Raw genomic sequence first — 12,570 nt, forward strand, 5'->3', positions numbered from 1 at the left:
CGCTTCCGGCGCCGATCCCGTCAGCGGCGCGGCCGCGTCCTCTCCCTCGTTCCGGTCATCGCTCACGACGCGGGCCTCCCGTCGGTGCGGGTGATCCGGACGCGCTTCTGGGTGTCGCCGGAGCCGAAGCGCAGCTCGGCGGCCGCGAATAGCCGGTCGACAATCATGTAGTTGTTACGGACCCGGTAGTTGACGAGTTCGGAGGTGGTGCCTTCGGCGCCGACGACGAAGAGCGGCGGCATCTCGCCCTGGCCGATGCCCCTCGGAAACTCGATGAAGACCTGCCGGCCGTCGTCATAGGCGCGCAGCGGACGCCATGCTGCTCGGTCGCCGGTCACCTCGTAGCGGAAGTTGATGCGCGAGAGATCGACGCCGGTCGCAACCGGCTGGGTCGCTTGCGCTTCGGCGTTTTGGCGGCGGAGCGCGATGAGCTGGTCCTGCGGATACTGCCAGGAGACCGAGGCCATATAGGTGCGCTCGGTCGAGCGCAGTTCCATGTGATAGGTGCGCAGATTGGTGTTGATGACGAGATTGGTCATCAGCTCGGCGCGTGTGGGTTTCACCAGGATGTGGACCTGCAGGGTCGCCCCCGAGCCGCTCTGGGTGTCGCCGATAGTCCAGCGCACGGTATCGCCGGCGGCCACCGGGCCGGAGCCGACCAGCTGCTCGCCGGGCTGGAGCGCGATGTCGGTGATCTGCCCGACGGCGGTATAGACCTGGTAAAGCGCGCCCTGCGTGAAGGGATAGACCTGCATGGAGTTGATAAAGCCGTCGCGCACCGGCTGGATGCGGGCGGCGGCATTGGCCTGGTTGACGCGCGCCGTGGGATCGGTCGGCTCGGGCGCTCGCCGCGATTCCTCGACCGGCTTCATCTGACCGGGCAGCGGAAGCGGCCTCGGCAGCTCGACCACCCGGACCGGCGCCGGCGGATCGACCGTCTGCACGGCGGCGGGCGCGTCGTCGTAGCTGATCTCGGGCGGCCTCTGCGTTGTCGCGCAGCCGGCGAGCGCCGTGGCGCAAAACAGTAAAGCCGCCAATGTGTGAGTACGGAAAGCCGGTTCTCCGGCTTTACGGAAAATCGGCATCGTCATTGCCCCAGCTCCCGTGACCATGAAATTGCGTTGACGTAGATTCCCAGCGGATTGGCGCGCAGCCGGTCGGCATTGCGCGGTATCTGGACCACGATGGTGAGGATCGCCGTCCATCGGGTCGTTTCGGCGAGCTGGCCGTTCTCGTAGCGGCGCTCAGTCCATGCGACCCGGAAACTGTCGGGAGACGCGCGGATCACGCTCGAGACGTCGACGGCGATCTGCTGGCGGCCGACCTTGGTGAAGGGATCGTTGGAGCGCGCGTAATCGTTGAGCGCCGCGGCTCCCCGGTCCGTCGTGAAGTCATAGGCGCGCAGCCAGTTCTGGCGGACGATGATCGCGTCCGCCGGGATCGAACGGACCTGCTCGATGAAGCGCGCGAGGTGGAACGCGATCTGGGGGTCAGTCGGCTGATAATCGGGGGTCGCCGGGGCGATCGCCTGCGCCTGGCCGAGCCGGTCCGTCTGCACGACCCACGGCACGACGGTGCCGCGCGTCGACTGCCAGACCAGCGCCGCCGCGAACCCCGCCGACAGGAGAAGCGAGCCGAACGCCATGTAGCGCCAGTTGCGCGCCTGGACCCGGGCTGAGCCGATGCGGTCATCCCAGACCTGGGCGGCGCGCTGATACGGCGTTTCGGGTTCGGGAGCTTTTCCATAGTGGGTCGAGGGTCGTCGAAACATCAGCGGTCACCTTCGGAGAGATTGATGGAGGAGCCGCCGCCGTGGCTGTCGCCGCTGCGCACCGCATGGACCGTGGTCGAGACGGCGTGGCTCATCTGTTGAGAGCGCTTCATGCGGCGGGCCCAGGCCGGCGGTTGATCGCCGCCGCCGGTAGGACCTGGCGCCGCGTCGTTGGCGGCTTCGCCGACAGTGCCCATGGTCGAGGAGCCCCAGGTCGCCTCGAAGGCGGATCGGGCTCCGTCGGCGAAGCTGGAGCGCATGCTGGACGACGCGCGCTCGGCGGCGCGGCGGAGCGGCGATGTGGCGGCGGAACCAGCGGCCTGGGCGACTCCGCCCAGGCCGCCGGCCACGCGCGAGGCGCCCGTCTGCCCTGCGGCGCCCAGGCTGTATGCGGTGGATGCGCCGCCCGCCAGCGCCGCACTGCCGCGGGCTGCGGCGGCTGCGCCGCCCGCCAATGCCGCGCCGCCGGAGGCGACGGCGCCGACTGTGGCGGCTCCCGCTGCTACCATGCCGCCTGAGGCAAGCCCGGTGCCGACTGCGGCGCCTGCGCCAAGCTGGGGGCCGCCGGACACGAGGCCGTTGGCGATGCCAGGACCGAAGATGCCGAGACCGAGCAGGGTCAGCGCCGCGAGCACGATCGCCATCGCTTCGTCGATCGTCGGCGTGCGGCCGCCGAAGCCGGCGGTGAATTCGGAGAAGAGGCTCGATCCGATGCCGATGATGACGCCGAGGACCAGCACCTTGATGCCGGACGAGATCACGTTGCCGAGCACGCGCTCGGCCATGAAGGCGCTCTTGCCGAAGAGACCGAAGGGGATGAGGACGAAGCCTGCGAGCGTCGTCAGCTTGAATTCGATCAGGGTGACGAAAAGCTGGATGGCGAGGATGAAGAAGGCGAGCAGCACCAGCGCCCAGGCGAGCAGCATCACCGCGATCTGGATGAAGTTCTCGAAGAAGCTCCAGTACCCCATGAGATCGGATATGGAATCGAGCAGCGGCCGGCCGGCATCGAGACCCGTCTGGGCGACGCGGCCGGGACGCATCATGTCGGCGACCGTGAAGCCGGTGCCGGACGCCTTCAGCCCGAGCCCGGCGAAGCTCTCGAAGATGATCCGCGCCAGGTTGTTCCAGTTGCCGATCAGGTAGGCGAACACGCCGACGAACAGGGTCTTCTTGACCAGGCGCGCCATGATGTCGTCGTCGGCGCCCCAGCTCCAGAACAACGCGGCGAGCGTCACGTCGATCACGATCAGCGTGGTGGCGATGAAGGCCACTTCGCCGCTGAGCAGGCCGAAGCCGCTGTCGATGTAGCGAGTGAAGACCTCCAGGAAATGGTCGATGACGCCGGTGCCGCCCATGGTCTCAACGCGCCTCGTTCGTATGGGAGTCGATCGCCGGCGCGGTTTCGTCGACCGCGGGGTCGCGCGCGGCCGGAGGGTTCTGCTGCTGGCCCTGCGGACCTGGCGCTTGCGGAGCCGGCTGCGGCTGCAAGGCCTGTGAGGGTTTCAGGAAGCGGTCGCGGTTGTCAGCCCAAGCCTGAAGGCAGGCCGGATCGCGGGTGCCGGCTTCGCCGAGCTGCTGGCAGCGCCGCAGCTCGGTCTTGAGCGGATCGACGCCAGTCTCGGTCGCCGCGGCGACGCTGCGATAGAGTGGCGGTTCATCCTTGCGGGAGAGTTCGATCGCTGTCGCCGTGATCGCGAAGGTCACGAAGCCGATGGCGCCGATACGCGCGAGTAACTTACCATCCATCGCCGCGCCCTCAGTTACCGCTCGACGGGAACATCCGCGCATTGCCCGGCTGATAGCCGGTTCCCGGCGTCAGAAAGCGACGGCGCTGCTCGCGGCCCTGTTCGGCGGCGGCGGACCGCTCGGCTTCGGCCAACGCCTGCGCGCGACCGTTGGCTGAGACGACGGCGGTGAGATCGGCGAGCTGCTGCGCCTGCAGCGCGAGAAGCTGGTTGCCCGCTTGCGTTGCCTGCAAGGCGCCGGTCGCGCCCTGGCTTTGACCGACCAGCGCTGACATCTGGGTGCGGTTAGTGTCGATGTTGCCGACGACGCCAGCCTGGACGCGCATCGCGTCCTGCAGACCGGAGACCGTATTGTTCCAGCGCTCCTTCGCCTGGGCGACGAGCTGTTGATCGGAAGCGCTCATCGAGGCGCTTCCGGTCCCATAGGTGGTCCGGAACGCTTGGTCGATGTTCTGGACGTTGTAGGCGATGCCCTGAGCCTGCTGCAGGAGCTGCTGGGTCCGTTGTACGGACTGCTGAAGCTGCTGAAGCGACGAGTACGGCAGGCTCGCGAGGTTGCGCGCCTGATTGATCAGGGACTGCGCCTGGTTCTGCAGCGAGGTAATCTGGTTGTTGATCTGCTGCAGCGCGCGCGTCGCCGACAGCAGGTTCTGGGCATAGTTGGTGGGATCGTAGACGATCCACTGTGCCGAGGCCGGCGCGATCAGCACCGACGACACGGACAGAGGTGCGGCGAGGATGGCGGCGGCGAGCGCCGCGCGCGGGACACGCAGTTTCATGGCTGGCTCTCCAGATTGGTGAGGCTGGGGATGAGGTCGGCCGCCCAATCGACGCCGCGATGGCGCAGCCATTCCGCGAGGAAGCCCTCACGGCCGTGCTGCGTGACGATGCGGTCGATGACGGCCTGGTCGGTCTTGGCCGACGCTGCGCACAGCGCGAGGGCGACGTCGGCGAGGCCCAGCTCGAACAGCCGGTTGCCGCGGCGGCTCTGGCAGTAATAATCGCGCTTGGGCATGGCCCTGGCGAGGATCTCGATCTGCCTGTCGTTGAGCCCGAAGCGCCGGTAGATCGCGGTGATCTGTGGCTCGATCGCTCGTTCGTTCGGCAGCATGAGGCGCGTCTGGCAGCTCTCGATGATGGCGGGCGCGATCGCCGAGCGGTCGATGTCGGAGAGCGACTGTGTGGCGAAGACGACGCTGGCGTTCTTCTTGCGCAGCGTCTTCAACCATTCGCGGAGCTGGCCGGCGAAGCCTTCGTCGTCGAGAGCAAGCCAGCCTTCATCGACGATGATCAGGGTCGGCTCGCCGTTGAGCCGGTCCTCGATGCGGTGGAAGAGATAGGAGAGCACCGCCGGCGCCGCTGCGGTCCCGATCAAGCCTTCCGTCTCGAAGGCCTGGACGGTCGCGACGCCGAGATGTTCGTTCTCGGCGTCGAGGAGCCGGCCATAGGGGCCGCCGACGCAATAGGGCCGCAGCGCCTGCTTCAGGTCATTCGACTGGAGCAGCACCGACAGTCCGGTCATGGTGCGCTCGGCCGTCGGCGCGCTGGCGAGCGACGATAGCGCCGTCCAGATCAGTTCCTTGATCTCGGGCGTCACTTGGATGCTCTCGCGCATCAGGATCGCGCCGATCCAGTCGGCGGCCCAAGCGCGTTCGGCCGCCTCGTCGATCCGCGACAGCGGCTGAAGCGCGACGCTGTCGGCCGAGCCCTCGGTCAGGCCGCCGCCAAGGTCATGCCAGTCACCGCCCATGGCCAGGGAGGCGGCGCGGATCGAGCCGCCGAAGTCGAAGGCGAAGACCTGCGCTCCGGCATAGCGGCGGAACTGCAGCGCCATCAGAGCCAGCAGCACCGACTTGCCCGCGCCGGTCGGGCCGACCACCAGAGTATGGCCGACGTCGCCGACGTGAATGGAGAACCGGAACGGGGTGGAACCTTCGGTCTTGCCGTACAGCAAGGGGGGTGCACCAAAGTGCTCATCCCGTTCCGGCCCCGCCCACACGGCACTAAGGGGGATCATGTGGGCGAGGTTGAGCGTCGAGATCGGCGGCTGACGCACGTTGGCGTAGACATGGCCCGGCAGCGAACCGAGCCATGCATCGGCCGCGTTGATCGTCTCTGGCATCGCGGTGAAATCGCGGCCCTGGATGACCTTCTCGACGAGACGGAGCTTCTCCGACGCAATCCGGGGATCGTTGTCCCAGACGGCGATCGTGGCGGTGACGTAGGCCTGACCGGCATAATCGGCGCCGAGTTCCTGCAAAGCCAGATCGGCGTCTGCGGCCTTGTTGGCGGCATCGGTGTCGACCAGGGCGCTCGCCTCGTTGGTCATCACCTCCTTGAGGATCGCGGCAATCGACTTGCGCTTGGAGAACCACTGACGGCGGATCTTGGTCAGCAGCTTGGTTGCGTCGGTCTTGTCGAGCAGGATCGCCCGCGTTGACCAGCGATAAGGAAAGGCGAGCCGGTTCAGATCGTCAAGGATGCCGGGCGTCGTCGCGGTCGGGAAACCGACTACGGTCAGGATGCGAAGATGTGCATCACCGAGGCGTGGCTCCAGCCCGCCGGTGAGCGGCTGATCGGCGACCAGCGCGTCGAGGTACATCGGCGTCTCGGGAACCCGCACGCGGTAGCGCTTCGTCGAGACGGTCGAGTGCAGATAGGTCAGCGTCTGGACGTCATCGAGCCAGGCGCACTCGGGCATGAAAGCCTCGACGAGTTGAAGGATGCGGTCGGTGCGGTCGACGAAGCCGCGCAACGCCTCCCACGGATCGACGCCGCGTTCGGCCTTTCCCTCGTAGAGCCAGCTCTCGGCGCGCGCGGCGTCTTCCGCTGGTGGCAGGAAGGTGAAGGTGAGGAAGTAGCTCGACTCGAAATGGACGGCGTCCTCCTCGAAGTCGGCTTTGCGCTCGGCATCCACCATGGCGGAGGCCGCGTCGGGAAACCGGCTTGCCGGATAGGCACCGACGGCGTGCCGTTGCGCCTCGACGAAGATAGCCCAACCGCTGCCGAGACGACGGAAGGCGCTGTTGAGCCGGCCCGCCACGGCGATCAGCTCGGCCTGGACGGCGGAATCGAGATCGGGCCCGCGAAAGCGCGCGCTGCGCTGGAAGGAACCGTCCTTGTTCAGGACGACGCCGGGAGCGACCAGTGCTGCCCAGGGTAGGAAATCGGCGAGCCGGGTCGAGGTGCGGCGATATTCGGCGAGATTTATCATGACGCGCCTCAGACGTTCAGGTGACCGGGGATGCGAAGGTGCCGGCGGCCGACATCGACAAATTGCGGGTCGCGCTTAGCCGCCCAGACCGCGGCGAAATGGCCGATGGCCCAGAGACCGAGGCCAACCAGCCAGAGGCGAAGGCCGAGACCGAGAGCGGCGGCGAGCGTGCCGTTGAGGATCGCGATGGCCCTAGGCGCGCCGCCGAGCAGGATGTGCTCGGTCAAGGCCCGGTGAACCGGGACGGTGTAGCCAGGCACGTCGCCGCCGCTCTCGATCAGGCCGGCCATCAGACGAGCGCTCCGCCACCGAACGAGAAGAACGACAGGAAGAAGCTCGACGCGGCGAAGGCGATCGACAGGCCGAAGACGATCTGGATCAGGCGGCGGAATCCGCCCGAAGTGTCGCCGAAGGCGAGCGTCAGGCCGGTGACGATGATGATGATCACCGCGATGATCTTGGCGACAGGCCCCTCGATGGATTCGAGGATCGATTGCAGCGGCGCTTCCCACGGCATCGAGGAGCCGGAAGCGTGTGCGGCCGGAGCCAGCATGATGCTGGCGAAGAGGACGGATGCGGCTGTCGCCACATGGTGACGGAAATGCAGGGCACGACGAATCATACAGATTCTCCTTCGGGGGACTGGGTTGCGGGGCGGACGCGGTAGTCGCCGTCGGGGCCGAGCTCCTCGACGCGACCAAGCTCGGCCAGGCGTCGGGTTGATCCGCGGCCCGAGAGGACCGCGACGACGTCGACCGTCTCGGCGATCAGCGCGCGCGGGACGGTGATGACGGCTTCCTGGATGAGCTGATCGAGGCGTCGCAGCGCGCCGAGAGCGCTGCCGGCGTGGATCGTGCCGATCCCGCCGGGATGGCCGGTGCCCCAGGCCTTGAGGAGGTCGAGCGCTTCGGCGCCGCGCACCTCGCCGATTGGAATGCGATCGGGCCGAAGGCGCAACGAGGAGCGGACAAGGTCGGAGAGCGTGGCGACGCCGTCCTTGGTCCGCATGGCGACTAGGTTCGGCGCGGCGCATTGCAGCTCGCGAGTGTCCTCGATGAGGACGACGCGGTCGGAGGTTTTCGCCACCTCGGCGAGCAGCGCGTTGGTGAGCGTGGTCTTGCCGGTTGAGGTGCCGCCGGCGACGAGGATGTTTCGGCGATCGGCGACTGCCTGACGCAGGAAGTCGGCCTGCTCGGCCGTCATGATGCCGGCGGCGACGTAGTCCTGCAGCGTGAAGACGGCGACCGCGGGCTTGCGGATCGCGAAGGCCGGCGCCGCCACCACGGGAGGCAGCAGGCCCTCGAACCGCTCTCCCGTTTCCGGCAGTTCGGCGGAGACGCGCGGGTTGCCGGAATGGACCTCAGCGCCGACATGGTGCGCGACCAGGCGCACGATGCGCTCGCCGTCGGCGGCTGAGAGACGCTCGCCCGTGTCGGACAAACCTTCCGAAAGCCGGTCGATCCAGAGACGACCGTCGGGGTTGAGCATCACCTCGACGACGCTGGTGTCTCCGAGGAAACCGGCGATGGCGGGGCCGAGTGCGGTCCGCAGCATGCGGGCTCCGCGAAGTATCGCCTCAGATTTTTCGGAAGAAGAAGCCACGCCGTCCCCGTTCTCTTGCAAAACCGCGTCAGGCGGTTCCTGGATCGGGGATAAGTAGAAGAGGCAGAATTCAGGGCGTTTCAACCACCTTAATGTGGCGGTCGTACTGTGGCGTACAAAGACAGGCAAACGGCGATACACGCATCGTCGTCAGTGATTCCGGCACGAATCTTTCTCAACAAGAAAGCGGGAATATGGACGCGGCCGGGCCGTCCTTCATCTCCTGACAGCGCCGTCCTCTATCAGGTGGATAAAATCGCTTCTAGCGCGAAGGCAATAGTGATCAGAGAGCGCGCTCGCCAGCCAGATGCCGAAGTCCGTCGGGATCGCTGCCAAAGACATTACGCCTTGGCATATCTCGCCCGGGCAGCCTTGATGCTGACGTGGCTAGATTCGGCCCAACGAACGAGAGCCGCCAACGGCTCGAACAATGTCTCTCCGAGCGCTGTTAGCCGATAGTCCACGCTGGGCGGTTTCGTTGCGTAGACCTGCCGTGCGATCAACCCGTCCCGCTCAAGGCGGCGCAGCGTTTGTGCCAGCATTCGTTTTGAAATGTCTGGAACTGCGCGCTGCAACTCACTGAAACGTAGGGGAGCTCTGGCAAGAGCGATCAGTACCAGCATCGTCCATTTGTCCCCCACGTGGTCGAGGACGTCGCGGACAGGGCACTGTGCAGCAGCCAGTCCTTCCGTCTGCCATTCCGCGAACGCTTGGGCAAGTTCAGCGGCCGCACTCAATCGGGTTACCTTGGCATCACCTTGTTTCAAAAAACTGCCTCCTTCACGCTTGCCGTAGTCTCATCTAGTTACCTTGTAACCGAAATAGCCGTAAAGGAACGACAATGGCGACAGATTCTTTTTCGAAAGTATTCGTGACGGGGGCCTCCGGACAACTGGGCAGGCTCGTCATCGAGGCGCTGCTAACCCGGGTGCCGTCCCATACTATCATCGCCGGCATGCGTTCTCCCGAAACTGCGATAGGCGACGAATTTCGCGCTCGCGGCGTTGAGGTGCGCCACGCGGACTACACCAAGTCTGAAACCCTGCTCGCAGCATTCGAGGGGGTCGATCGTCTGCTATTGATCTCTTCGAGCGACAGCGGCGACAGGGTTGAGGAACATCGCAACGTCATCGATGCGGCCGTGAAGGCTGGGGTCGGCATGATCGCCTATACCAGCCTCCTTCGTGCCGACACGTCGCCGCTGCCGATCGCGGTGGATCATCGGGAAACAGAGGCGGCGTTGAAGACAGCTCCTCTGCCTTATGTGCTGCTGCGCAATAACTGGTACACGGAGAACTATGCGGCCTCGATCGGGCCTGCGCTGGAACACGGTGTTTTTCTCGGAAGCGCGGGAAACGGGCGGATCGCATCTGCCGCGAGAGCGGATTATGCCGAGGCCGCAGCAGTCGTCCTGACCACCGATCAGCCGGCGAGGCAAATCTACGAGCTAGCTGGCGACGAAAGCTACACGCTCACCGAATTTGCGGAAGCAATTGCCAGTGAGAGCGGTCGCAACGTCGTGTATCAGGACCTTCCGGAAGACGCCTACATGGCCATGCTCCTCAAAATAGGGCTACCCGATGACCTGGCTGGCCTTCTATCGAGCTCCGATGCTGGAGCGGCACAAGGCGCGATGAATGATGGGGGCCACGAGTTGAGCAGGCTCATCGGGAGACCGACAACGCCGTATCGAGCGGTGATTGCGCGGGTCCTGGCTGCACAATAAGCGCGCCGCGACCAGCGGGCAGTTTGCATGACGTCACGGCGTCCCATCCGATGGTACTTTGTGGCCGCCATCCGATGGGATGTCCTCCGAAATCTCCTGCCGCAGCTTGGGGCCTTTGGCGAGCCGCCGGCCGAGTGCGGCGACGAAGGCGTCGTAGCGCTCGCCGGCCTGGGCTCTCGCCGCGGCCTGCGCCGGCTCGGGCAACGGCGGATTGGTGGTCAGCCAGAAGCGCACGAAGACTGCGAGCATCTCGACCGAGATGCCAATGTCGCGCTCCATGCGCGTCATGCGCCGGTCGAGCTGGTCGAGGCGTTTGGTGGTCGCGGCCTCCTGGCGCTCGGCGGCGTCCGGCGACAGGAAGGATGCGATCGCGGCCTCGGCGATGAGCGAGCGAGACTGATCGCGCCGCGACGCATGGGCGGCGAGCGCCTTCATCACCTCGGGTTCGAGATATACCGACAGGCGCTGTTTCTTCAAGGGATTGGCCATGAGCGCCTCACAGATCCATGCCGTCGTTCGGATCGAGCGAAACTTGGCGGGCCACGCCCTGCATGATCTGGTTCGCGCGGCTGATCCGGGCCGTGTCGTCATCGGCCTCGTCGTCGAAGCCGCCGTCGAACTCGTTCTCGATCGGTGCCTTCTTCTCGACCGGCGCGGCGCGTTCCAGCTCGGGCTGGTGACGCCGTTCCGATCCGGTCGGATCTTCGTCTCCGGCGTCCTCGACGATGGCCGCGCCGGCGGACACCACGCTCGCCGGCCGGGCCGGAAGCGGTAGCCGGCTCCAGTCGTCCGCGCCAGGCTGCGTCGGCCTGGTGAGTACCGGCGGCGCTACAATCCGATCTTTGAATCGGCGATCCTCGTAGTAGCGGGCCTTCTTTCCGCGGATCGGCGGCGTGCCTGCCACCATAACGATCTCGTCGGCGGGCGGGAGTTGCATGATCTCGCCCGGCGTGAGCAGCGGCCTCGCGGTTTCCGAGCGCGACACCATCAGGTGGCCGAGCCAGGGCGAGAGACGATGGCCGGCATAGTTGCGCATCGCGCGCATCTCGGTCGCGGTCCCGAGCGCATCAGATACCCGCTTGGCCGTCCGCTCGTCGTTGGTCGCGAAGCTGACGCGGACGTGGCAGTTGTCGAGGATTGAGTTGTTCGGCCCATAGGCCTTCTCGATCTGGTTCAGCGACTGCGCGATGAGGAAAGCCTTCAGGCCGTAGCCTGCCATGAAGGCGAGTGCGGACTCGAAGAAGTCGAGGCGGCCGAGCGCCGGGAACTCGTCGAGCATCAGCAGAAGCCGATGCCGGTTGCCCTTCGCCTTTAGATCCTCGGTCAGTCGTCGGCCGATCTGGTTGAGGATAAGCCGGATGAGCGGCTTGGTCCGGGCGATGTCCGACGGGGGCACGACAAGGTAGAGGCTAGTCGGTTGCCGGGCGCCGACGATGTCGGCGATGCGCCAGTCGCAGCGGCGCGTCACCTCGGCGACGACGGGGTCGCGATAGAGGCCGAGGAACGACATGGCGGTCGAGAGCACGCCGGAGCGCTCGTTGTCGGATTTGTTGAGCAGCTCGCGCGCGGCCGACGCGATTACCGGGTGCGGTCCGCTCTTCCCGAGATGGGCGGTCTTCATCATCGCCGCCAAGGTGGTTTCGATCGGCCGCTTCGGATCGGAGAGGAAGGCTGCGACGCCAGCGAGCGTTTTATCCTCCTCGGCGTAGAGGACATGGAGGATCGCGCCGACCAGGAGCGCGTGGCTGGTTTTCTCCCAGTGGTTTCGCTTTTCGAGGCTGCCTTCCGGGTCGACAAGGATGTCGGCGATGTTCTGCACGTCGCGGACCTCCCACTCGCCGCGGCGCACCTCGAGAAGCGGATTGTAGGCGGCCGACTTCGCGTTGGTCGGATCGAAGAGCAGCACCCGGCCGTGGCGGGCGCGGAAGCCGGCGGTCAGTGTCCAGTTCTCGCCCTTGATGTCATGGACGATCGCCGAGCCCGGCCAGGTCAGCAGCGACGGTACGACTAGGCCGACGCCTTTGCCGGAGCGGGTCGGCGCGAAGCACAGCACATGCTCGGGGCCATCGTGGCGGAGATAGGCTTGGTCGAACTTGCCGAGCACGACGCCGTCCTCGCCGAGCAGGCCGGCGCCGCGCACCTCGTCATGACGAGCCCAGCGCGCAGAGCCGAAGGTCTCGGCGTTTTTCGCCTCCCGTGCCCGCCATACCGACATGCCGATAGCGACGGCGATCGATATGAAGCCGCCGGACGCCGCGATATAGGCGCCCTCCACGAAAATCGGCGGTGCATAGGCGTCATAAAAGTACCACCAGGGAAAGAAGGACCACGGATAGTAGATCGGCCAGTGGCCGATCATGAACCATGGGGGACCGAGCTGGGTTTGAAAGCCGAGCTTGTAGGCCGTCCATTGCGTGGCGGCCCATGTCGTCAGAAGGACGATGGCGAAGACGGTGAGGATTTGTCCCCAAAGGATCTTGGTGGCGGACATGGCGGGGTCCTTTCGTTT

Annotated in this window: 13 protein-coding genes; 1 reads left to right on the forward strand and 12 read right to left on the reverse strand. The window is 66.1% G+C overall.

Annotated features, from left to right (window positions below; all coding sequences use genetic code 11):
• Positions 1–62: 62 nt before the first annotated feature.
• The 10 genes from trbG to ACIGJE_RS16375 all read right to left on the reverse strand — a co-directional run bounded on the left by trbG (position 63) and on the right by ACIGJE_RS16375 (position 9,102).
• Complete coding sequence (trbG, locus tag ACIGJE_RS16330) at positions 63–1,091, reverse strand: P-type conjugative transfer protein TrbG (RefSeq protein WP_483677997.1); 1,029 nt, start codon at positions 1,089–1,091, stop codon at positions 63–65.
• A complete protein-coding gene (gene trbF, locus ACIGJE_RS16335) occupies positions 1,088–1,771 on the reverse strand; it encodes a conjugal transfer protein TrbF (protein ID WP_483677998.1) in 684 nt (227 codons plus the stop codon). Before trbF ends, trbG begins: the two co-directional genes overlap by 4 nt.
• The gene (gene trbL / locus ACIGJE_RS16340; RefSeq protein WP_483678000.1) at positions 1,771–3,129 is read right to left on the reverse strand and encodes a P-type conjugative transfer protein TrbL; all 1,359 of its coding nucleotides are present in this window, start codon (positions 3,127–3,129) and stop codon (positions 1,771–1,773) included. The genes trbF and trbL overlap by 1 nt, the downstream gene beginning before the upstream one ends.
• 4 nt (positions 3,130–3,133) lie before the next feature.
• Entirely contained in the window at positions 3,134–3,520 is a 387-nt protein-coding gene (gene trbK-alt / locus ACIGJE_RS16345; RefSeq protein ID WP_483678002.1) for a putative entry exclusion protein TrbK-alt, read from the reverse strand.
• A 10-nt stretch (positions 3,521–3,530) separates the two neighbouring features.
• On the reverse strand, positions 3,531–4,298 hold the full coding sequence (trbJ, locus tag ACIGJE_RS16350; RefSeq protein WP_483678004.1) for a P-type conjugative transfer protein TrbJ: 768 nt from the start codon (positions 4,296–4,298) through the stop codon (positions 3,531–3,533).
• The gene (gene trbE, locus ACIGJE_RS16355) at positions 4,295–6,733 is read right to left on the reverse strand and encodes a conjugal transfer protein TrbE (protein WP_483678006.1); all 2,439 of its coding nucleotides are present in this window, start codon (positions 6,731–6,733) and stop codon (positions 4,295–4,297) included. Before trbE ends, trbJ begins: the two co-directional genes overlap by 4 nt.
• An 8-nt stretch (positions 6,734–6,741) precedes the next feature.
• Positions 6,742–7,023: a VirB3 family type IV secretion system protein gene (locus ACIGJE_RS16360; RefSeq protein ID WP_008125099.1), complete on the reverse strand. Its 282-nt coding sequence runs from the start codon at positions 7,021–7,023 to the stop codon at positions 6,742–6,744.
• A complete protein-coding gene (locus tag ACIGJE_RS16365) occupies positions 7,023–7,355 on the reverse strand; it encodes a TrbC/VirB2 family type IV secretion system protein (protein WP_483678008.1) in 333 nt (110 codons plus the stop codon). The genes ACIGJE_RS16360 and ACIGJE_RS16365 overlap by 1 nt, the downstream gene beginning before the upstream one ends.
• The gene (gene trbB / locus ACIGJE_RS16370) at positions 7,352–8,287 is read right to left on the reverse strand and encodes a P-type conjugative transfer ATPase TrbB (protein ID WP_483678010.1); all 936 of its coding nucleotides are present in this window, start codon (positions 8,285–8,287) and stop codon (positions 7,352–7,354) included. The genes ACIGJE_RS16365 and trbB overlap by 4 nt, the downstream gene beginning before the upstream one ends.
• A gap of 389 nt (positions 8,288–8,676) precedes the next feature.
• Positions 8,677–9,102, reverse strand: coding sequence for a winged helix-turn-helix transcriptional regulator (locus ACIGJE_RS16375; protein WP_483678012.1), 426 nt, complete (start codon positions 9,100–9,102; stop codon positions 8,677–8,679).
• Positions 9,103–9,176: 74 nt separating this feature from the next.
• On the opposite strand from ACIGJE_RS16375, the gene ACIGJE_RS16380 reads away from it, so the two are divergent.
• On the forward strand, positions 9,177–10,061 hold the full coding sequence (locus tag ACIGJE_RS16380) for an SDR family oxidoreductase (protein ID WP_483678014.1): 885 nt from the start codon (positions 9,177–9,179) through the stop codon (positions 10,059–10,061).
• Positions 10,062–10,094: 33 nt separating this feature from the next.
• On the opposite strand, the gene ACIGJE_RS16385 is transcribed toward ACIGJE_RS16380, so the two are convergent.
• Positions 10,095–10,550, reverse strand: a complete 456-nt coding sequence (locus ACIGJE_RS16385) for a CopG family transcriptional regulator (RefSeq protein ID WP_483678016.1) — start codon at positions 10,548–10,550, stop codon at positions 10,095–10,097.
• Positions 10,551–10,557: 7 nt separating this feature from the next.
• A complete protein-coding gene (locus tag ACIGJE_RS16390) occupies positions 10,558–12,552 on the reverse strand; it encodes a conjugal transfer protein TraG (RefSeq protein ID WP_483678018.1) in 1,995 nt (664 codons plus the stop codon).
• Between the last annotated feature and the right edge of the window lie 18 nt (positions 12,553–12,570).

This window comes from Labrys sp. E2SS-1L (assembly GCF_057073705.1).

Bases quoted from the DNA above. Each gene is read 5' to 3' on its own strand.
- trbF (WP_483677998.1), bottom strand. From the start codon at position 1,771: ATGTTTCGACGACCCTCGACCCACTATGGAAAAGCTCCCGAACCCGAA.
- trbJ (WP_483678004.1), bottom strand. From the start codon at position 4,298: ATGAAACTGCGTGTCCCGCGCGCGGCGCTCGCCGCCGCCATCCTCGCC.
- ACIGJE_RS16380 (WP_483678014.1), top strand. From the start codon at position 9,177: ATGGCGACAGATTCTTTTTCGAAAGTATTCGTGACGGGGGCCTCCGGA.
- trbK-alt (WP_483678002.1), bottom strand. From the start codon at position 3,520: ATGGATGGTAAGTTACTCGCGCGTATCGGCGCCATCGGCTTCGTGACC.
- ACIGJE_RS16390 (WP_483678018.1), bottom strand. From the start codon at position 12,552: ATGTCCGCCACCAAGATCCTTTGGGGACAAATCCTCACCGTCTTCGCC.
- ACIGJE_RS16385 (WP_483678016.1), bottom strand. From the start codon at position 10,550: ATGGCCAATCCCTTGAAGAAACAGCGCCTGTCGGTATATCTCGAACCC.
- trbB (WP_483678010.1), bottom strand. From the start codon at position 8,287: ATGCTGCGGACCGCACTCGGCCCCGCCATCGCCGGTTTCCTCGGAGAC.
- trbG (WP_483677997.1), bottom strand. From the start codon at position 1,091: ATGACGATGCCGATTTTCCGTAAAGCCGGAGAACCGGCTTTCCGTACT.
- trbL (WP_483678000.1), bottom strand. From the start codon at position 3,129: ATGGGCGGCACCGGCGTCATCGACCATTTCCTGGAGGTCTTCACTCGC.
- ACIGJE_RS16365 (WP_483678008.1), bottom strand. From the start codon at position 7,355: ATGATTCGTCGTGCCCTGCATTTCCGTCACCATGTGGCGACAGCCGCA.
- ACIGJE_RS16360 (WP_008125099.1), bottom strand. From the start codon at position 7,023: ATGGCCGGCCTGATCGAGAGCGGCGGCGACGTGCCTGGCTACACCGTC.
- trbE (WP_483678006.1), bottom strand. From the start codon at position 6,733: ATGATAAATCTCGCCGAATATCGCCGCACCTCGACCCGGCTCGCCGAT.